This window comes from Pseudonocardia hierapolitana, assembly GCF_007994075.1.
GTDB lineage: Bacteria > Actinomycetota > Actinomycetes > Mycobacteriales > Pseudonocardiaceae > Pseudonocardia > Pseudonocardia hierapolitana.
The window spans coordinates 7,193,187-7,211,975 of the sequence record NZ_VIWU01000001.1; the positions used below are offsets into that span (position 1 = coordinate 7,193,187).

17 protein-coding genes are annotated in these 18,789 nt (G+C 73.5%); 14 read left to right on the plus strand and 3 right to left on the minus strand.

The window, feature by feature from the left end:
- Window positions 1–44: 44 nt before the first annotated feature.
- Complete coding sequence (locus FHX44_RS33975; protein ID WP_147259519.1) at window positions 45–1,562, minus strand: PucR family transcriptional regulator ligand-binding domain-containing protein; 1,518 nt, start codon at window positions 1,560–1,562, stop codon at window positions 45–47.
- Between the two features lie 85 nt (window positions 1,563–1,647).
- On the opposite strand from FHX44_RS33975, the gene speB reads away from it, so the two are divergent.
- From speB to FHX44_RS34040, 13 genes are all read left to right on the plus strand, one after another.
- A complete protein-coding gene (gene speB, locus FHX44_RS33980; RefSeq protein WP_212612775.1) occupies window positions 1,648–2,580 on the plus strand; it encodes an agmatinase in 933 nt (310 codons plus the stop codon).
- Window positions 2,577–4,199, plus strand: a complete 1,623-nt coding sequence (locus FHX44_RS33985) for a 5-guanidino-2-oxopentanoate decarboxylase (protein ID WP_147259520.1) — start codon at window positions 2,577–2,579, stop codon at window positions 4,197–4,199. Before speB ends, FHX44_RS33985 begins: the two co-directional genes overlap by 4 nt.
- Window positions 4,196–5,623, plus strand: a complete 1,428-nt coding sequence (locus tag FHX44_RS33990) for a sodium:solute symporter family protein (RefSeq protein WP_212612776.1) — start codon at window positions 4,196–4,198, stop codon at window positions 5,621–5,623. Before FHX44_RS33985 ends, FHX44_RS33990 begins: the two co-directional genes overlap by 4 nt.
- Window positions 5,624–5,688: 65 nt before the next feature.
- On the plus strand, window positions 5,689–6,117 hold the full coding sequence (locus tag FHX44_RS33995) for a VOC family protein (protein ID WP_147259522.1): 429 nt from the start codon (window positions 5,689–5,691) through the stop codon (window positions 6,115–6,117).
- A gap of 98 nt (window positions 6,118–6,215) precedes the next feature.
- Window positions 6,216–6,788 (plus strand): crossover junction endodeoxyribonuclease RuvC, encoded by a 573-nt coding sequence (gene ruvC / locus FHX44_RS34000; protein ID WP_147259523.1) that lies wholly within the window; start codon window positions 6,216–6,218, stop codon window positions 6,786–6,788.
- Complete coding sequence (ruvA, locus tag FHX44_RS34005; RefSeq protein WP_147259524.1) at window positions 6,785–7,402, plus strand: Holliday junction branch migration protein RuvA; 618 nt, start codon at window positions 6,785–6,787, stop codon at window positions 7,400–7,402. The genes ruvC and ruvA overlap by 4 nt, the downstream gene beginning before the upstream one ends.
- Complete coding sequence (gene ruvB, locus FHX44_RS34010) at window positions 7,399–8,430, plus strand: Holliday junction branch migration DNA helicase RuvB (protein WP_147259525.1); 1,032 nt, start codon at window positions 7,399–7,401, stop codon at window positions 8,428–8,430. The genes ruvA and ruvB overlap by 4 nt, the downstream gene beginning before the upstream one ends.
- Window positions 8,431–8,483: 53 nt before the next feature.
- Window positions 8,484–8,894, plus strand: coding sequence for a preprotein translocase subunit YajC (gene yajC, locus FHX44_RS34015; protein ID WP_147259526.1), 411 nt, complete (start codon window positions 8,484–8,486; stop codon window positions 8,892–8,894).
- A 64-nt stretch (window positions 8,895–8,958) separates the two neighbouring features.
- Complete coding sequence (gene secD, locus FHX44_RS34020) at window positions 8,959–10,692, plus strand: protein translocase subunit SecD (RefSeq protein ID WP_147259527.1); 1,734 nt, start codon at window positions 8,959–8,961, stop codon at window positions 10,690–10,692.
- A gap of 1 nt (window position 10,693) precedes the next feature.
- Window positions 10,694–11,896, plus strand: a complete 1,203-nt coding sequence (gene secF / locus FHX44_RS34025; protein ID WP_246170743.1) for a protein translocase subunit SecF — start codon at window positions 10,694–10,696, stop codon at window positions 11,894–11,896.
- Window positions 11,897–11,904: 8 nt separating this feature from the next.
- Window positions 11,905–12,459, plus strand: a complete 555-nt coding sequence (locus tag FHX44_RS34030) for an adenine phosphoribosyltransferase (protein WP_147259529.1) — start codon at window positions 11,905–11,907, stop codon at window positions 12,457–12,459.
- Between the two features lie 42 nt (window positions 12,460–12,501).
- Entirely contained in the window at window positions 12,502–14,838 is a 2,337-nt protein-coding gene (locus FHX44_RS34035; protein ID WP_147259530.1) for a RelA/SpoT family protein, read from the plus strand.
- A gap of 52 nt (window positions 14,839–14,890) precedes the next feature.
- Window positions 14,891–15,520 (plus strand): hypothetical protein, encoded by a 630-nt coding sequence (locus FHX44_RS34040; RefSeq protein ID WP_147259531.1) that lies wholly within the window; start codon window positions 14,891–14,893, stop codon window positions 15,518–15,520.
- On the opposite strand, the gene FHX44_RS34045 is transcribed toward FHX44_RS34040, so the two are convergent.
- Together FHX44_RS34045 and FHX44_RS34050 are read right to left on the minus strand one after the other, a co-directional pair.
- A complete protein-coding gene (locus FHX44_RS34045; RefSeq protein WP_170309151.1) occupies window positions 15,517–17,160 on the minus strand; it encodes a carboxylesterase/lipase family protein in 1,644 nt (547 codons plus the stop codon). The genes FHX44_RS34040 and FHX44_RS34045 overlap by 4 nt on opposite strands.
- A gap of 5 nt (window positions 17,161–17,165) precedes the next feature.
- On the minus strand, window positions 17,166–18,005 hold the full coding sequence (locus FHX44_RS34050) for a peptidylprolyl isomerase (RefSeq protein ID WP_147259533.1): 840 nt from the start codon (window positions 18,003–18,005) through the stop codon (window positions 17,166–17,168).
- Window positions 18,006–18,095: 90 nt separating this feature from the next.
- Here FHX44_RS34050 and FHX44_RS34055 point away from each other — a divergent pair, with 90 nt between their 5' ends.
- Window positions 18,096–18,785 carry an MBL fold metallo-hydrolase gene (locus FHX44_RS34055; RefSeq protein WP_147259534.1) on the plus strand — a complete coding sequence of 230 codons (690 nt, stop codon included), beginning with the start codon at window positions 18,096–18,098 and terminating at the stop codon, window positions 18,783–18,785.
- The last annotated feature ends 4 nt before the right edge of the window (window positions 18,786–18,789 follow it).

The window sequence follows — 18,789 nt, forward strand, 5'->3', positions numbered from 1 at the left end:
CGTAGAGATCCCTCCGCGACGGCGGGGTGACGTGCCGGGGAACATCAGCCGTCGGACATGCGGGCGAGGTCGCGGGCGCGCAGTGCGAGCCACAATTCCTGGCGGTCGTGGGCCGACGCCAGCCGGCGGCCGGTGAGCTGCTCCACCGTCGCGATGCGGTTCCGCACGGTGTGGCGGTGGACCTGCAACGCGGCGGCGGCCGCCTCCCAGTGGCCGTTGTGCTCGAGGAACGCGGTGAGGGTGCGCACGAGATCGGCGGATCGGTCGCCCGCGTCGAGCGGGCCGAGCACGGCGTCGGCGTAACCCTGCAGGCGTTCGCCGGGCACGGTCGCGAGCAGCTGGCGGCTGTTCGCGATGTCGGCGGCGTGCACGTGGCGGCCGGTGATCCGGCTCTCCGGCAGCGCGGAGCGCGCCTGCCGCAGCGACACCGCGAGCGCCCCGGGCCGTACTCCGATGCCGATCCCGGCGGGGCGCGCGGGGGCGAGGGTGCGCAGCACCGCGGCGAGGTCGACACCGACGGGCACCGCCAGCTCGACGCAGGGTTCACCCGCGAGCTCGACGACGCGGGTCAGCGCGTCGGGGAGGGCGCCTGCGAGGTCGGCGGCGAGCTCGGCCGCGTGGGGCGCCGCGACGACGGCGGCGCGCAGGTCGCCGTCGGGCAGCCCCGCCGCGTCCAGCCAGCGGGCAGCGAGGATGTCGTCGACGGTGCCCCGGGCCAGCCGGGCCAGCACCTGCGCGCGGTCGCGCTGCCGCGTCGCGCCCAGCCCGTGCACGCGTTCGAGCTCGAGGGAGAGCAGCGAGACGAGGTCGCCGGTGACGAGGTTGGAGCCGGCTCGGTCGGCAGGCCCGGTGACGAGCAGCCAGGCCCGCAGCCTGCGGGAGCCGAGCGGGTGCACCTCGCGCCTGCGACCAGGGGCGGCGTCGACGGCGGCGCCGAGCAACCCCTGTGCGCGGACGCGGGCGAGCATGCCGGCGAACTCCGCGGCGAGGGACTCGTGCCCGGGGCGGGAGCTCGCGATGGGTCGCTCGAGCAGGTCGACGACGAGGGCGGCACGGCCGGTGGCCCGCTCGTACGCGCCCAGGATGCCGGCGAGCCCGCCGGGCTGGACGGCGGCCGCGGTGAGCGCGCGCTGGGTGTGCAGCGCCCACTCCAGCTGCCGGCGTTCCTCGCGCGCCCGCCAGGCGAAGACCGCCTTGGTGACGGCGATGAACGGCACCCCGTCCGGCACGGTCAGCAGCGGCAGCCCGGCGTCCTCGGCCGCGCGGACGAGGCAGGTCGGAGCCGCCTGGTAGCGCAGGTCCGCGCCGAGCCCCAGTCCGAGCGCCCGCACGCCTGCGGCCTGCAGCCCGGTGACGTAGGCGGCGCAGCCTGCGTCTGACTCGTCGAGCAGCAGCCCGATGGTGAGCAGAAGCTCGCCGCCCTGCAGCCACGGGCCGGGTTCCGCGAGCTCGGACACGGCCGCGGCCTCGAGCTCGCGGCCCCGCTCGCCCCGGCCCGCGACGACCGAGAGCCGCAGTGCCGGATCGGCGGCGAGGTCGGCGACGGTCAGCAGCGCGCACACTCCTGGACGTTTCGGCCAACCCAACGGTGTGAGGTTAGACGTGATGGCGATGTGCGGGAAGCGCGCGGCGCCCCACCCTGGGCCGATGCCGCTGGGACCAGTCGATGCGAGAGTCACACCCCGCTTCGCGGGCCCGGACACGTTCGCGCGCCTGCCACGCCTCGACCAGGTCACCGACGTGGACGTGGCCGTGCTCGGGATGCCGTTCGACTCCGGTGTCTCCTACCGGCCCGGGGCCCGTTTCGGGCCCGCCCACGTCCGCGCGTCGTCCAAGCTGCTGCGCCCGCACCACCCGGCTCTGAAGGTGGAGCCGTTCGCCGACCAGCAGGTGGTCGACGCCGGCGACGTCGCGATCAACCCGTTCGACCTCGACGACGCGATCGGGTCGGTCGAGCGCGCGTCCGACGAGTTGCGCGGCAGCGGGGCGCGGCTGCTGTCCATCGGCGGTGATCACACGATCGCGCTGCCGTTGCTGCGCTCGGTGCACCGCACGCACGGGCCGGTCGCCGTGTTGCACTTCGACGCGCACCTCGACACCTGGGACACCTACTTCGGCGCGCCCTACACGCACGGCACCCCGTTCCGGCGGGCGAGCGAGGAGGGCCTGCTCGACCCGGAGCGCTGCCTGCACGTCGGGATCCGCGGACCCCTCTACGGGGCCGAGGACCTCGCGGACGACGCCCGGCTCGGCTTCCAGGTGATCGGCTCCGACGACTACCAGGTCGACGGGCTCGCCACGGTGGTCGAGCGGATGCGCGCCCGCCTCGGCGACGGCCCGGTCTACGTCTCGGTGGACATCGACGTGCTCGACCCCGCCCACGCGCCCGGCACCGGCACGCCCGAGGCCGGTGGGCTCACCAGCCGCGAGCTGCTGCACACCCTGCGCGGGCTCGTCGGCACCGACATCGTCGGCGCCGACATCGTCGAGGTCGCCCCGGCCTACGACCACGCGGAGATCACCGGCATCGCGGCGGCGCACGTGGCGTACGAGCTGCTCGCGGTACTCGCGGCGAAATGAGTGTTCGCAACGGCGGGTCGGCCGTCGTCGAGACGCTCGCCGCGCACGGCGTCGACACCGTCTTCGGCATCCCGGGCACCCACAACCTCGAGCTCTACCGGCACCTCGCACCCTGCGGGATCCGCGCCGTGACGCCCCGCCACGAGCAGGGAGCCGGCTACGCCGCCGAGGGGTACGCGCGCGTGAGCGGGCGGCCGGGCGTCGTGCTGACGACCAGCGGCCCGGGGATGACCAACGCGATGACCGCTGCGGCCACCGCCTACGCGGAGTCGCAGCCGATGCTCGTCCTCTCGCCGGGCGTGCCGACGGGCACCGAGGGCCGCGACCTCGGCCTCCTGCACGAGACCAAGGACGCGAGCGGCGCCATGGACCGCCTGGTGCGCTGGAGCCGGCGCGTCGCAGGCCCCGAGGACGCCGCCGACGCGGTCACCGCGGCGTTCGCCACGTTCCGCGGGGCACGGCCACGGCCGGTACACGTCGAGATCCCCCTCGACGTCCTGGAACAGCAGTGGGACGGCAGCCCGTGGGTCGGGGCCGTCACCGCGCCGCCCGAGCCCGACGCCGCCGACGTGCGGTGCGCGGCCACCCTCCTCGCGGGCGCCCGCCGGCCGCTGGTGATCGTGGGCGGGGGCGCCGTCGACGCCGCCGCCGAGGTACGCGCGCTCACCGAGGCGCTCGGTGCCCCGGTCGCGACCACGGTCAACGGCAAGGGCGTGCTGGACGAGTCGCATCCCCTCGCCGTCGGCGCCTCCGTGCGGTTGCGCGCCCTGCACAAGGCGGCGGCGGAGAGCGACGCCCTGCTCGTGGTGGGCAGCGAGCTCGGCGACTCCGACCTGTGGGAGGGCCGGATCACGGCGCAGACCGTGATCCGCTGCGACATCGAGCCCGGGCAACTCCACAAGAACTGCCAGGCGGCCGTCGCGCTGCTCGGCGACGCGGCGACGACCCTGCGCGCGCTGCGGACGGCCCTTCCGACGAGCGGCGCCCTCGTCGGTACCTATCCGACGAACGCGCCGTTCGTCGGAACGCACGGGCCCGCGTCCGTGCGGGCGAGCGAGTTGCGGGACGCCTGCCGTGCGGAGGCGAGGGACGGGGCCGCGACGTACGAGGAGATCAATCTCGCAGTCCGGGCCGCGCTGCCCGCCGACGGGGTGCTCGCCGGCGACAGCTCGCAGGTCACCTACCTGGGCTCGGTGCACTTCTTCGACGTTCCCGCGCCCCGGCGGTTCTGCTACACGCCCGGCTACGCCACGCTCGGCTACGGCCTGCCTGCGGCGATCGGGGCGTCGCTCGCCCGGCCGGGCGAGCCCGTCGCCGTCCTGCTGGGGGACGGGGCGTTCCTGTTCTCCGTGCAGGAGCTCGCGACCGCCGTCGACCTGCGGCTGCCGCTGCCGATCGTCGTGGTCGACAACGGCGGCTACCGCGAGATCCGCGACCAGCAGGAGCAGCGCGGCATCCCGCCGGTCGGTGTGGACCTGCCCGTCCCCGACCTCGCCGCCCTCGCCGGAGCCTTCGGTGCGCACGGCGTGCGTACGTCCGATCCGGGCGCGCTCACCGCGCTCGTGGCCGACGCCCTGTCGGCCGACCGCCCGACCGTCATCCACCTGGAAATGGAGTGAGCATGGACGTCGCCGTCGTCGTCGCGTACCTGGTCGCCATGATCGCCTTCGGATTCTGGGGCAAGCGGCGTGCCAGGACCGAGTCGGACTTCCTCGTGGCCGGCCGCAGGCTCGGCCCGCTGCTCTACGCCGGGACCCTGTCCGCCCTCGTGCTGGGCGGCGCGTCGACGATCGGCGGCGTCGGGCTGGGCTACGAGTACGGGCTGTCGGGCATGTGGCTCGTGGTCGCGATCGGCACCGGCGTCCTGCTGCTGTCCCTGCTGTTCGCCGGGCGGATCCAGCGGCTGCGCGTCTACACCGTGAGCCAGATGCTCCAGCTGCGCTACGGGCCGGGGTCGAGCGTGCTGTCCGGCGTGGTGATGTTCGGCTACACGCTCATGCTCACCGTGACCTCGACGATCGCGTACGCCACGATCTTCGCGGCACTGCTCGACCTGCCGCGGGTGCCCTCGATCCTCGTCGGCGGCCTCGTCGTGGTGATCTACTCGGCGCTGGGCGGGATGTGGTCGATCACCCTCACCGACTTCGTGCAGTTCTTCATCCAGACGGTCGGCATCTTCCTGATCCTGCTGCCGGTGGTGCTCGTGCAGGCAGGCGGGTTCGCGGCGGTGCCGCCCGAGGCGCTCTCGCCCACCACGATCGGCGGCGAGACGATCCTGACCTACTTCGTCATCTACACGTTCGGGTTGCTCATCGGCCAGGACATCTGGCAGCGGGTGTTCACCGCCCGCAGCCCGGGCGTTGCCCGCTGGGCGGGTGCGGCGGCGGGCGTCTACTGCCTGCTGTACGGCGTGGCCGGTGCACTGGTCGGGATGGGCGCGAGCGTGCTCGTCCCGGGCCTCGAGGAACCGGGCGACGCGTTCACCGCCGTCGTGGGCGCGACCATGACGCCGGTGCTGGCCGGGCTGGTGCTCGCCGCGGCGCTCGCCGCCGTCATGTCCACCGCCAGCGGCTCGCTCATCGCCACGGCCACGGTGTTCGGCCAGGACATCGCGCAGCGGCTGCGCGGGCGGGCGGATGGTTCCGAGGCCGAGCACGTGCGCGGCCACCGGCTCCTCGTCATCGCGTTCGGGGTCGTGGCGATCGTGATCGCCTGCCTGCTGCAGGACGTGGTGGGCGCGCTGACCATCGCCTACGACATCCTGGTCGGCGGCCTGCTGGTGCCCATCCTCGGTGGCCTGGTGTGGCGGCGCGCCACGATCGTCGGTGCCGTGGCGGCGATGGCCGTCGGCACCGTGGGCACCCTCGTCACGATGGCCGTGGTCGGCGACATCGACGCGAACGAGCCGATCTACGTCGGGCTCGCGGCCGGGCTGGCCGTGTTCGTGGTCGGGAGCCTGGTGTCGCGGCCCACCGCGCCCGACGTTCTGGCGGAGTGGGACCGGCGCAGCTCCGGTGCGGCGGCCGAGGCGCCCGTGGCGTAGCGACGACCCGGACTACCGCAATCTGGAAGAAGCCTTCCCGCGTGCGCCGCTCCTAGCCTGGGCCGATGATCAGAAGGCTGTCCCACACCTGCGTCTACGTGCTGGACCAGGATCGGGCGAAGGAGTTCTACACCGAGAAGCTCGGCTTCGAGGTGCGCAGCGACGTGCGGATGGGCAGTGAGTTCGAGGGAGCGGGAGAGGGGTTCCGCTGGCTCACCGTCTGCCCACCCGACCAGCCGGACGTCGAGATCATCCTGGCCGACCCCGGCATGGGTCACGACGCCGAGAGCGCCCAGCAGATCCGCGCGCTCGTGGCGAAGGGGGCGATGGGCCCCGGGGCGATGACCACCGACGACATCCGGAAGACCTTCGACGAGCTGTCGGGCCGCGGGGTCGTGTTCACGCAGGAGCCGGTGACCCGGCCCTACGGCGTGGAGGCGCTGTTCCGCGACGACTCGGGCAACTGGTTCAGCCTCACCCAGCCCAACGCGTAGACCGCGGGTCGGCGCGCCCCTGCGGCGCCTCCTGGGCGCGCCGGTAGCCTGCCTCCTCGAACGGCTGTTCGCGGAGTTGATCGGGTGGGGGAGATCGGGTGCGGGTGCTCGGCGTCGACCCGGGGCTGACCCGGTGCGGGCTCGGGGTCGTCGACGGTGCGGGCGGGCGGCGGGTGCGGTGCGTGGCGGTGGACGTCGTGCGCACCCTGGCCGACGCCCCGCTGCCCGAGCGGCTGCTCGCCGTCGGGGCCGAGGTCGAGCGGTGGATCGAGCGGCACCGGCCCGACGTGGTGGCGGTCGAGCGGGTGTTCAGCCAGCACAACGTCCGCACGGTGATGGGCACGGCCCAGGTCAGCGGCGTCGTCGCGATGCTCGCGGCCAAGGCGGGCCTGCCGGTGGCCTTCCACACGCCCAGCGAGGTGAAGGCCGCGGTCACGGGGGAGGGGCGCGCGGGGAAGCAGCAGGTGACGACGATGGTCACGCGGCTGCTCGCGCTGGAGGAGGCGCCGCGGCCTGCCGACGCGGCCGACGCCCTCGCCCTCGCCATCTGTCACTGCTGGCGCGCGCCGATGCTCGACCGGATGGCGCAGGCGCAGGCGCGGTCGGCGGAGCTCGCCCGCGCCCACAAGGCGCGGCTGGAGGCCGCGCGACGTGCTGGGGAGGCCTCATGATCAGTTCGGTGCGGGGAGAGGTGCTGGAGATCGGCCTCGACCACGCGGTCGTCGAGGTCGGCGGCGTCGGCCTCGCCGTGCAGGCCACGCCGGGCACGCTCGCCCGGCTGCGCCGGGGCGAGCAGGGCAGGCTCGCCACCGCGCTGGTCGTGCGGGAGGACTCGCTCACCCTGTTCGGGTTCGCCGACGAGGAGGAGCGCGAGCTCTTCGGCCTGCTGCAGACCGTGAGCGGGATCGGGCCCCGGATCGCCCTCGCGACCCTTGCCGTGCTGAGCCCGGACGTGCTGCGCCGCGCCCTCGTCGACGGCGACCTCACCACGCTCACCCGGGTTCCCGGCATCGGCCGCAAGGGCGCCGAGCGGCTGGCCCTCGAGCTGCGGGACAAGGTCGTCGCTCCCGCCGCATCGCCCGCGACGCTGCCGGGCGTGGGAGATGCCGCCGCGAACGGGACGAACCCGCGCCGCGACCAGGTGGTGGAGGCGCTCGTCGGCCTCGGCTTCGCGGCGAAGCCCGCGGAGCAGGCGGTGGACGCCGTACTGGCCGGTGACGGCACCGCGGACGCGAGCGCGCTGCTGCGGGCCGCGCTCACGAGGCTCGGCGGCAAGGGTCGATGACCGAGCTCTCGCTCACCCCCGGGCCCGAGCCGGAGGACCTCGAGGCCGACGCCTCGCTGCGCCCGCGCACGCTCGGCGAGTTCATCGGCCAGCCACGCGTGCGCGAACAGCTGGAGCTGGTGCTGGAGGGCGCGCGCCGCCGCGGCCAGCCACCCGACCACATCCTGCTGTCCGGGCCACCCGGGCTGGGCAAGACGAGCCTCGCGCTCATCGTGGCCGCCGAGCTGGGCGCGGCGATCCGGCTGACGTCCGGTCCCGCCCTCGAACGCGCGGGCGACCTCGCCGCGATGCTGTCCAACCTCGAGCCCGGCGACGTGCTGTTCATCGACGAGATCCACCGCACGGCCCGGCCCGCCGAGGAGATGCTCTACCTCGCGATGGAGGACTTCCGGGTCGACGTCGTCGTCGGCAAGGGGCCGGGCGCCACCTCCATCCCCCTCGACATCGCGCCGTTCACGCTCGTGGGCGCCACCACCCGGTCCGGTGCGCTCACCGGGCCGCTGCGCGACCGCTTCGGCTTCACCGCCCACATGGAGTTCTACGAGCCCACCGAGCTGGAGCTCGTGCTGCGCCGCGCGGCCGTCATCCTGGGGGTCGACCTGCGTCCGGACGGCGCGGAGGAGATCGCCATGCGGTCCCGGGGCACGCCGCGGATCGCGAACCGGCTGCTGCGCCGCGTGCGCGACTTCGCGGAGGTGCGCGCCGACGGCGCCGTCACCCGCGCCGTGGCGCGCGACGCGCTCGCCGTCTACGACGTCGACGAGCTCGGCCTGGACCGGCTCGACCGCGCGGTGCTCGGGGCGCTGGTGCGCTCCTTCGGCGGCGGGCCGGTGGGCGTATCGACGCTGGCAGTGGCGGTGGGAGAGGAACCGGGTACCGTCGAGGAGGTCTGCGAGCCCTTCCTCGTGCGGGCCGGCATGCTGGCCCGCACACCGCGCGGCCGGGTGGCCACCGCAGCCGCCTGGTCACATCTGGGCATCGCTGCGCCACCCGACGTCACTCCGGGTGGACCTCCCGCGTTGTTCTGAACCGGGGGCTGGCAGACTCTGGTAGCTCCACGACGTGCGGAGATTCGGAGACCATGGACATCTCATTGCTGTTCCCGCTGCTCATCCTCCTGCTGTTCATCCCGATCTTCCTGCAAGGCAGGCGTGCTCGCCGCCAGCAGCAGGAGATGCAGCAGCTGCAGGCCGCGCTCGAGCCCGGTGACGTCGTGATGACCACCTCCGGCCTGCGCGGCACGGTCGTGGACGCCTCCTACGAGGACACGATCGACATCGAGATCGCCGACGGCGTCGTCACCACCTGGGTGCGCGGCGCGGTCCGGGAGAAGGTCAACCCGGCCGCCGACGAGGACGCATCGGCCGAGGAGACGCCGGCGGCCACCGCGGCCACCGAGGACGAGTCGGTGGCACCGTCGCTGGAGAAGTCCCCGCTCGAGAAGCCAGCGGCCGAGAAGGACGAGTCGACGAACGGCACCGCCCGCAGCTGACGGCGCCCGCGCGGCCACCGGTGCGCCGGCCGGTTCGCACCTGAGAAGGAAGAGATCGCGAGCAGTGGCATCCACCCCGGGGCAGATCCGCCCCTGGCGTCACCTGGCGGCGTTCGTCGCCATCGTCGCCGCGCTGTACGCGCTGGTGTTCTTCACCGGCGACGGCAATCCGAGGCCCAAGCTGGGCATCGACCTGCAGGGTGGCACCCGTGTCACCCTGCAGCCGCGCACCGAGACCGGCGCCGAGCCGCCGCGCGAGCAGCTCCTGCAGGCGCAGCAGATCATCGAGCAGCGCGTCAACGGCCTGGGCGTCGGCGGTGCCGAGGTGGTCGTCGACGGCAGCAACCTGACGATCACGGTGCCCGGCCAGGAGGGTGACCAGGCGCGTTCGCTCGGGCAGACGGCCCAGCTGCGGTTCCGGGAGGTCGTCGGCGGCCCGTACGCGGCGCAGCAGCAGCCCCAGCAGCAGCCCCAGCCCGGTGCTCCCCAGCCGGGTGCCCCGCCCGCGGATCCCGCCGCGCCTCCGGTCGACGCGGGGCAGGCGCCGCCCACGGGGCAGCCGCAGGGGATGGGTGACGCCGTCGAGCGCGATGTCGCCCCGGTCGCCTTCAGCCGGCCGCTGCAGGACCCGGTGCCTCCGCCCGCCCCGCCGCCGGCCCCTGGCCCGGCGGCGCCCGCCGACCCGCGGCTCGCCGCGGAGGTCGACTCGGCGCGTCAGATGCGGCAGAGCAGCGACCCGACGGTGCAGGAGACTGCGCTGTTGACGCTGGACTGCAACGCGCGTGACCCGCTGCGCGGTTACGACGACCCGACCAAGCCGCTGGTCGCCTGCAACCAGGACGGCACCGAGAAGTACATCCTCGGACCGTCGTTCCTCGAGGGCACCGAGATCGCGAGTGCGCAGGCGCAGGCGAACACCACGGGTGTCGGCTGGGTGGTCAGCCTGACGTTCGAGTCGCTGGGCGCGCAGACCTGGGGCGAGTACACGACCAACAACGTCGGCAAGCTGGTGGCGTTCACCCTCGACGGCGAGGTCGTGTCGGCGCCGAGGATCAACCAGCCGATCTTCGGGCCCACCCAGATCGAGGGGCAGTTCAACCAGGCGGACGCCGAACAGCTTGCCGGCGTCCTGCGCTACGGCTCGCTGCCGCTGTCGTTCGAGTCGTCCGAGGCACAGACGGTGTCGGCGACGCTCGGGCTCGCCTCGCTGGAGGCGGGCATGATCGCCGGTGCCATCGGGCTCGCGCTCGTCTTCCTCTACGGCCTCTTCTACTACCGCGTGCTGGGGATCCTCCTGATCCTGTCGCTCGCGCTGTCCGCGGCGATCGTCTATCCGGTGCTGGTCCTGCTCGGGCGCTGGATCGGGTTGACCCTCGACCTCGCGGGCGTCGCCGGGTTCATCCTCGCCATCGGCATCACGGCCGACTCGTTCATCATCTTCTTCGAACGGTTGAAGGACGAGATGCGGGACGGGCGGACGTTCCGTTCGGCCGTGCCGCGGGGCTGGGTGCGGGCGCGGCGCACGATCCTGTCGGCCGACGCGGTGAGTTTCCTGTGTTCGGCGGTGCTGTACCTGCTCGCGATCGGGCAGGTGAAGGGCTTCGCGTTCACGCTGGGCCTGTCCACGGTGCTGGACCTGATCGTGGTGTTCCTGGTGACGCATCCGCTGGTGGCGTTGGCGGCGAAGTCGCGCGTGTTCTCCAACCCGGGGTTGTCCGGGCTGGGGGAGGCGGCGCGTACGGGTGCCGAGCGCCGGCGTGTTCTGGCGGCCGCTTCCGGCCGATCGAAGGGAGCCTGACGTGGCCGGGGTGTTGAACAGGCTCTACACGGGCACCGGTGCGTTCGACATCGTCGGACGCAGGCGGGTCTGGTACGCCGCGTTCTCGGTGCTGGTGCTGATCTGCATCGGTTCGATCGTGTTCCGCGGGTTCAACCTGGGGATCGATTTCACCGGTGGCACGCAGATCCAGTTCCCGGCCACCACCGCGGCCGCTCCGGCCGACGTCGAGGCCGTGCGCGGGGTCTACGAGCGGGTGATCGGGCACGAGCCGGAGGCCGTGCAGTCGGCGGGCTCGGGCGGCTCGGCGTCGATCCTGATCCGTTCGGAGGCGTTGGACGCGAGCCAGCTGGTCCCGCTGAAGCAGGCGTTGTTCGACACGTTCCAGCCGATCGGGGCGTCCGGCGCGCCGGAGCTCGCGGTGATCAGTGACAGCGCGGTGAGCGGCAGCTGGGGTGGGCAGATCACCCGCCAGGCGCTGATCGCGCTCGGCGTCTTCCTGGTGCTCGTCACGATCTTCCTGGCCTTCTACTTCGAGCGGTCGATGGCGCTGGCGGCGCTGGTCGCGCTGCTGCACGACGTGGTGGTCACCGCGGGGATCTACTCGCTGATCGGGTTCGAGGTCAGCCCGTCCACGGTGATCGGGCTGCTGACGATCCTGGGGTTCTCGCTCTACGACACGGTCGTCGTGTTCGACAAGGTCAAGGAGAACACCCGGGGGCTGCTCGGGCTCACCCGCCGCACCTACGCCGAGGCGGCGAACCTCGCGCTGAACCAGACGCTCATCCGGTCGATCAACACCTCGTTGTTCGCGGTGTTGCCGGTCATCGCGCTCATGGTGATCGGTGTCGGTCTGCTCGGTGTCGGCACGCTGGCGGACCTGGCGCTGGTGCAGATGGTCGGCATCATCGCCGGCGCGTTGTCGTCGCTGTTCCTGGCCACGCCGATCCTCGTCGACCTCAAGATGCGCGACCCGCGTTTCCAGCAGCAGGCCGCCCGGGTGGCGGCGCGGCGGGCGAAGGCGGCGGGCGTCACGGTGGACGGTGCGGCAGCCGACACCGACCCGGACATCGCCGACGACGCCGTGCTCGCCGGGGAGCTGCGCAAGGAACGGGCGATGGCGGCGGCCGCGGGCGTGCCGGCCCGGCAGGCCCGCGGCGGGCAGCACCGGGGCGCCCGGCCGGCCGGCAAGGTCGCACGCCCCACCGGCAAGCGGCAACGGTGACCGGCCCTGTGACGGACCCCGGTCCGGTCCCCGTCGCCGGCGGCGAGCCCGAGCTCGAGCGCGTGGCCGGGCTGGTCCGCGACGTGCCGGACTACCCGTCGCCCGGAATCCTGTTCCGCGACATCACGCCGGTGCTGGCCGACGCGGAGGCGTTCACGGCCGTCACCACCGAGCTGGCGGCGCTGGTGGGGGAGGCCGACCTCGTGGCCGGGGTGGAGGCCCGCGGGTTCCTCCTGGGTGCAGCGGTGGCGGTGGTGGCGGGAACGGGCGTCGTCACGGTCCGCAAGGCAGGCAAGCTCCCCCGCGTGGCGGCCTCGCGCACCTACGAGCTGGAGTACGGCACCGCCACCCTCGAGCTGCCCGCCGACACGGTGGCGCGGGGCGCGCGCGTCTTCCTCGTCGACGATGTGCTCGCCACCGGCGGCACCGCGGCGGCCGCGGCCGAGCTGCTGCGCGAGGTGGGAGCCACCGTGGTCGGGTTCGGTGCGTTGCTGGAGCTCACCGCGCTGAACGGCCGGGCACGGCTGGGTGACGTGCCGGTGCACGCCCTACTGACGGCCTGATCCGGGGAAGCCTAGACTGGCGCGGGTGGGAGGCACGACGGGATGACGGAGCTGCATCAGCCCGCGCCCCCGGCCGCGAGCCCGGCTCCACCCGTCCCGGACGCGAACGGCGTCGGGGCGAGGCCGTCGGCCACGCGTCGCGTGCGCGCCCGCATCGCCCGTCGCATGACGCCACAGCGGGTGGCCGTCGTCGCCCCGGTGCTCGAGCCGCTGGCCAGCGTGCACCGCACCCTGCACCCGAAGGCCGACCTCGCGCTCCTGCAGCGCGCCTACGACGTCGCCGAGGCCAAGCACGCGGGCCAGAAGCGCAAGTCCGGCGACCCGTACATCACCCACCCCCTCGCCGTGGCCAGCATCCTCGCGGAGCTGGGCATGGACACCACCACGCTCGTCGCGGCGCTGCTGCACGACACGGTGGAGGACACCGACTACTCGCTCGACCGGCTGCGCAAGGACTTCGGCGAGGAGGTCGCCCACCTCGTCGACGGCGTCACCAAGCTGGACAAGGTGGAGCTGGGCACCGCGGCCGAGGCGGAGACGATCCGCAAGATGATCGTCGCGATGGCCCGCGACCCGCGGGTGCTGGTGATCAAGCTGTCGGACCGGCTGCACAACATGCGCACGATGCGCTTCCTGCCGCCGGAGAAGCAGGCCAAGAAGGCCCGCGAGACCCTCGAGGTGCTCGCCCCGCTGGCCCACCGGCTCGGGATGGCCACCATCAAGTGGGAGCTGGAGGACCTGTCCTTCGCCATCCTGCACCCGAAGAAGTACTCCGAGATCGTGCGGCTCGTCGCCACGAGGGCGCCGTCGCGCGACACGTACCTCAAGCAGGTCATCGACGAGGTCATGCAGCAGCTCGACTCGGCCCGGATCCAGGCCACGGTCGAGGGCAGGCCCAAGCACTACTACTCGATCTACCGCAAGATGATCGTCAAGGGCCGCGACTTCGACGACATCCACGACCTCGTGGGCGTCCGCGTGCTCGTCGACGAGGTGCGCGACTGCTACGCGGCGATGGGCATGGTCCACGCGCTGTGGCAGCCGATGCCCGGCCGGTTCAAGGACTACATCGCCCAGCCCCGGTTCGGGGTGTACCAGTCGCTGCACACCACCGTGATCGGGCCGGACGGCAAGCCCCTCGAAGTGCAGATCCGCACGCGGGAGATGCACAACACGGCCGAGTTCGGCATCGCGGCGCACTGGCGGTACAAGGAGACCCGCGGCGCCCACAACGGCCAGGCCGTCGAGGTGGAGCAGATGGCCTGGATGCGCCAGCTGCTCGACTGGCAACGTGAGGCCGCCGACCCGGGCGACTTCCTGGAGTCGCTGCGCAACGAGCTCGGGTCGCAGCAGATCTTCGTCTTCACGCCCAAGGGCGACGTCGTCACGCTGCCCGCCGGGTCCACCCCCGTCGACCTCGCGTACGCCGTGCACACCGAGGTGGGCAACCGCTGCATCGGTTCCCGCGTCAACGGCAAGCTGGTGGCCCTGGAACGCAAGCTCGAGTCCGGCGACGTCGTCGAGATCTTCACGTCCAAGGCCGAGAGCGCAGGCCCGAGCCGCGACTGGCTGTCGTTCGTCGCGTCGCCCCGGGCGAAGTCGAAGGTCCGGCAGTGGTTCGCGAAGGAGCGCCGCGAAGAGGCCATCGAGGCGGGCAAGGAAGCCATCGCCCGCGAGGCGCGGCGCACCTCGTTCCCGCTGCAACGGCTCGTCTCGGCCGAGGCGATGTCCGCGCTGGCGCGCGAGATGCACTTCGCCGACGTCTCGGGGCTCTACGCCGCCGTCGGGGAGGGGCACGCCAGCGCCCGGCACGTCGTGCAGCGGCTGGTGGCGCTCCTGGGCGGGGAGGAGCAGGCCGAGGAGGACCTCGCCGAGCGCACCCCGTCCATCGTGCGGCTGCGGCGCAGCAGCGGCGACGCAGGCGTCGTGGTGCGCGGCCCCGACGGCGACATGGGCGACATGTACACCAAGCTCGCCCGGTGCTGCACGCCCGTGCCGGGTGACGACATCCTCGGATTCGTCACCCGCGGCGGCGGGATCAGCGTGCACCGCACGGACTGCACGAACGCCACGGACCTCCAGGCGCGCTCGGAGCGGCTCGTCGAGGTCGCATGGTCGGTCCAGCCGGGCTCGGTGTTCCTCGTCGCGATCCAGGTGGAGGCGCTCGACCGGCACCGGCTGCTGTCGGACGTCACGAAGGTGCTCGCCGACGAGCGGGTGAACATCCTCTCCGCCTCCGTCCAGACCTCGCGGGACCGGGTGGCGGTCTCCCGGTTCACCTTCGAGATGGGCGACCCGAAGCACCTCGGGCACGTGCTGCGTGCCGTGCGCAACGTCGAGGGCGTGTACGACGTGTACCGGGTGACGAGCGCGAGCTGAGTGCCGCACACCTGATCGGGGTACCTCCTTTCACGAGAGTGAGGAGATGCCCATGACCACGGTGCCCGATGCGGAACGCACCCAGCCCGTCCCCACCTTCAAGCAGGCGCGCAGCCATGTGACGTCCGAGCAGACGCGGCGTCTCGGCGGCATCCGCTGGGGCTCGGCCTTCTTCGGCTGGGTGGCGGCCATGGGCATGGTGACCCTGCTCAGTGCTCTTCTCACGGCCGCGGGCGCCGCTCTGGGGTTGGTGCCCCCGACGGTCGACGCCACGACGCTCCAGACGATGGGTGTCGCCGGCGCAGCCGCCATGCTGGCGATCATCTTCGTCGGGTTCTACTGCGGCGGCTACGTCGCAGGGCGGATGGCCCGGTTCGCCGGCGCGCGGCAGGGCGTGGCGGTGTGGCTGTGGACGTTGTTCGTGGCGGTGATCGGCGCGGTGGTCGCCACCCTGTCCGGCGCCGTCACCGGCCCGCGGCTCGACGAGCTGTTCCGGCTCCCGCTGAACGGCGGGCTGATGAACGGCGGGGTGATCTCCGCAGGCGCCGCGGCGCTCGCCGTGGGCGTGCTGGTGGTGACGTTGCTGGGTGCGGTGTTCGGTGGCCTGGCGGGTATGCGCTACCACCGCCGGATCGACCGGGACCTGGTCGCGCCGCCGGCCGCCGACTCACCGACGGGCTAGCGCACGCCCCAGAGCGCGCACCGGTGGGCCGTGGCGAACGCCGTCGCCGGGCTGACGGTCGTCGCCGGGCCCGGTCCGGAGATCGTGAGCAACTGGCCGTCGCCGGTCCACGGTGGCCATTCGGTCGAGGTGCCCGTGTTGGGGTCGCCGGTCGTCGCGAACCGCGCCCACCGGTTCACCAGCTCCGTCGCGAGGGCCTGCTGGGTGGGCGTGAGCTGCGGCTGGCCGGGCACGAGGTCGAACAGGTAGGGCATCTCGGCGCCGTGGGCCGAGCCGCCTGCGAGATCGGCCGGCAGCGCGACGTACGGTGAGGGCGCCGCGGGGTCCGCGAGCTCGTAGGCGTAGAGCGGGCCACGGGCGGCGAGCGCGCGGTAGTTGACCAGGCCGGGACAGGCGTACGCGCGGTCGGTGATGACGTCGGACCAGGCCCGCCCGGGGGATCGGTCGACGATGCGGTAGAGCTCGCCGGCCTCCCCGGCCCGGGTGCCGGCGGCGGCCGAGAGCAGCGCGCGGAAGCCCGGGTCGGTGAGCGGGGCGCCCGCGCGGTCGAAGAACGCGACCGTGAACAGGGTGCCCTCGTCGCGGGTGGTGCCGGCGAGCACGGGCACTCCCGGCCGGGCGTCCCGGTTCAGCACGATGTCCGACGGTCGCCGTGGGAGGGTCGGGGTTCCGGTGGCCGGGCTCCAGTAGTAGGCCGCCCCGCCGGCGAGCTGTGCGGTGGGCAGTGCGCGCAGACAGGCGAGCACGGCGGCGGTGTCCTGCTCACCGGGTGGTGCAGGACAGCCCAGGGCGCTCGCCGCGGCCACGCCTGCGGCCTCGAGCAGGGGGAGCGGCTTCCACGTGTCGCCCGCGGGCCCCGCACCGGGGTGGATCACGTCGACGAGGTTGGTCGTGCCGCACTCGCCGCTCTGCATGATCACCCGGTGGAACAGCCCGGCGGACTGGGGCGAGGTGAGCTGGCTGCAGACGCTGTCGGCGCCCGCGGACTGGCCGGCGAGCGTGACGCTGTCCGGGTCGCCGCCGAACGCGGCGATGTTGCGCTGCACCCAGGTCAACGCGGCGCGCTGGTCGAGCAGCCCGAACGAGCCCGACCCCTCCACACCGGGCAGGCCGAAGAACCCGAAGATGCCGAGCCGGTAGTTGACGGTGACGACGACGAGGGGCCCGGCCTCGGCGAGGCGACGCGGGTCGGTGTCGGTGCCCGCACCCGCGTTGAACCCGCCGCCGTGGATCCACACCAGCACCGGCAGCCGGGCACCGGCGGTGGTGCCGGCCGGCACGGTGATGTCGAGCGTCAGGCAGTCCTCGGTGTCGCTCGCGCCGGTGGCGTGCGGCGTGTCCGGCGCGGCGGGCGGCTGGGCACACCGCGCTCCCGGCTCCGTCGCCGGACGGGTGCCGCTCCACGCGTGCGGCCGCCCCGGCGGCTCGAAGCGCCGGTCGCCCACCGGCGGTGCGGCGTACGGGACGCCCCTGTAGCGCAGCACCGATCCGTCGGTGAGGCCGAGCAGCTCGCCCTGCTCGACGGCCACGAGCTCGCCGAGCGGGGCGGCAGGCGCGGGTGGCGCGGCGCTCGTGCACGCCGTGAGGAGGACGGTGGATGCGCAGAGCGCGGCGGCCGCCCCGGCGCGCGCCCGGTTCACCGGTCTCAGGCGGCGGTGGCGGTCTGGATGGTCACCGGCGTGCGCGGCGCTCCGTCACCGGGGCCGTTGGCGTCGTCGGAACCGCCCTGCGCGATGGCGTCCAGCGTGGCGAGGCCGTCCGGGCCGACCGTCCCGAACACCGTGTAGTCCGGCGGGAGGGTGGAGTCGGCGTAGACGAGGAAGAACTGACTCCCGCCGGAGTTCGGGGCCGACGTCTTCGCCATGGCGAGGGTGCCCCGCGGGTAGATCACCGTACCGCCGCCGGAGGGCGCCGGTGCCAGGTTCGTGGGCGGCTCGTCGTTGATCGTGTAGCCGGGACCGCCCGTGCCCTGGCCGGTCGGGTCGCCGCACTGCAGCACCTTGAGGCCCTCGCCCGTCGTGAGGCGGTGGCACGGCGTGTCGTTGAAGTAGCCGGCATTCACGAGGCTCAGGAAGCTCTCCACCGCGCAGGGGCCGGTGGCCCGGTCGAGCGTCAGCGGAATGGGGCCGCGGTTCGTCTCCAGGGAGACGGCGGCCGTGCCGCTGGTGCTCGCCGTGGTGACCGTCGGGACCGGGGCGGGCTTCGCCGCGGGCTCGTCCGGGGTGGGGGTGAAGGCGCAGTCGCCGAGCGCGGCCGGGGCGGCGGAGGGCGTGGGCGCGTCGGCCGGCGGCGCGGCGGGGTCGTCGCCGCCTCCGGGCATGCCGACGGTGGAGAGCAGGACCACGGCCACGACCACCACGACGACCACGGACGCGGAGGTGATGAGCGCGGTGCGCTGCCGGCGGCGGGCCCGTTCGGCCCGTCGCTTCTGCTGGTTCTCCAGCTTGCGCTTGGCCGCCTCGCGCCGAATCTGGTTGGTCGCCACCGAAACTCCCTCGCTTTCCGCCGAACGGCGGCAGGATAGCGAGCGACCCTGAGAGAGTTCGGTGAGGTCAGGTCCCTCTACGCTGGTGACGTGCTCGTTGCAGGTTTTCCCGCCGGTTCGTTCCAGACCAACTGCTACGTCGTGGCAGCGGGTCCGGGCGAGGCGTGCGTCGTGGTCGACCCCGGTCAGGACGCCGTCGAGCCCCTGGATGCGCTGCTCGCCGAGCACCGGCTCACGCCGGTGGCGGTCCTGCTGACCCACGGCCATTTCGACCACACGTTCAGCGTCGCCCCCGTCTGCGACGGCCACGACGTGCCGGCCTGGATCCACCCGGACGACCGCGAGATGCTGGCCGACCCGCTCAAGGGCATCTCGGCCGATGCGGCCGCGTTCTTCGGCGGGCGGTTGGAGCTGCGGGAGCCACGGGAGGTCCGCGAGCTGGCCGACGGCGCCGCGCTCGACCTCGCCGGGCTCACGCTGCGCGTCGACCACACCCCGGGCCACACCCCGGGCTCCGTCGTGTTCACCACCCCCACCGAGGAAGGCGTCGAGGTCGTGCTCGCCGGTGACACGCTCTTCGCCGGCTCGATCGGGCGCACCGACCTGCCCGGCGGCGACCACGAGCAGATGCTCGCCAGCCTGCGTGACAAGCTGCTGACCAGGACCGACGACACGGTCGTGCTGCCCGGGCACGGGCCGACCACCACGGTCGGCCGGGAGCGGGCGTCCAACCCCTTCCTCCAGGGCCTGGAGGCGCCGGCGCGGGGGCGCGGGCTGTGACCGC

Coding starts and splice junctions, on each gene's coding strand:
- FHX44_RS34035 (WP_147259530.1), top strand. CDS start 12,502: ATGACGGAGCTGCATCAGCCCGCGCCCCCGGCCGCGAGCCCGGCTCCA.
- FHX44_RS33985 (WP_147259520.1), top strand. CDS start 2,577: ATGAGTGTTCGCAACGGCGGGTCGGCCGTCGTCGAGACGCTCGCCGCG.
- yajC (WP_147259526.1), top strand. CDS start 8,484: ATGGACATCTCATTGCTGTTCCCGCTGCTCATCCTCCTGCTGTTCATC.
- speB (WP_212612775.1), top strand. CDS start 1,648: ATGCCGCTGGGACCAGTCGATGCGAGAGTCACACCCCGCTTCGCGGGC.
- FHX44_RS34040 (WP_147259531.1), top strand. CDS start 14,891: ATGACCACGGTGCCCGATGCGGAACGCACCCAGCCCGTCCCCACCTTC.
- ruvB (WP_147259525.1), top strand. CDS start 7,399: ATGACCGAGCTCTCGCTCACCCCCGGGCCCGAGCCGGAGGACCTCGAG.
- ruvA (WP_147259524.1), top strand. CDS start 6,785: ATGATCAGTTCGGTGCGGGGAGAGGTGCTGGAGATCGGCCTCGACCAC.
- FHX44_RS33995 (WP_147259522.1), top strand. CDS start 5,689: ATGATCAGAAGGCTGTCCCACACCTGCGTCTACGTGCTGGACCAGGAT.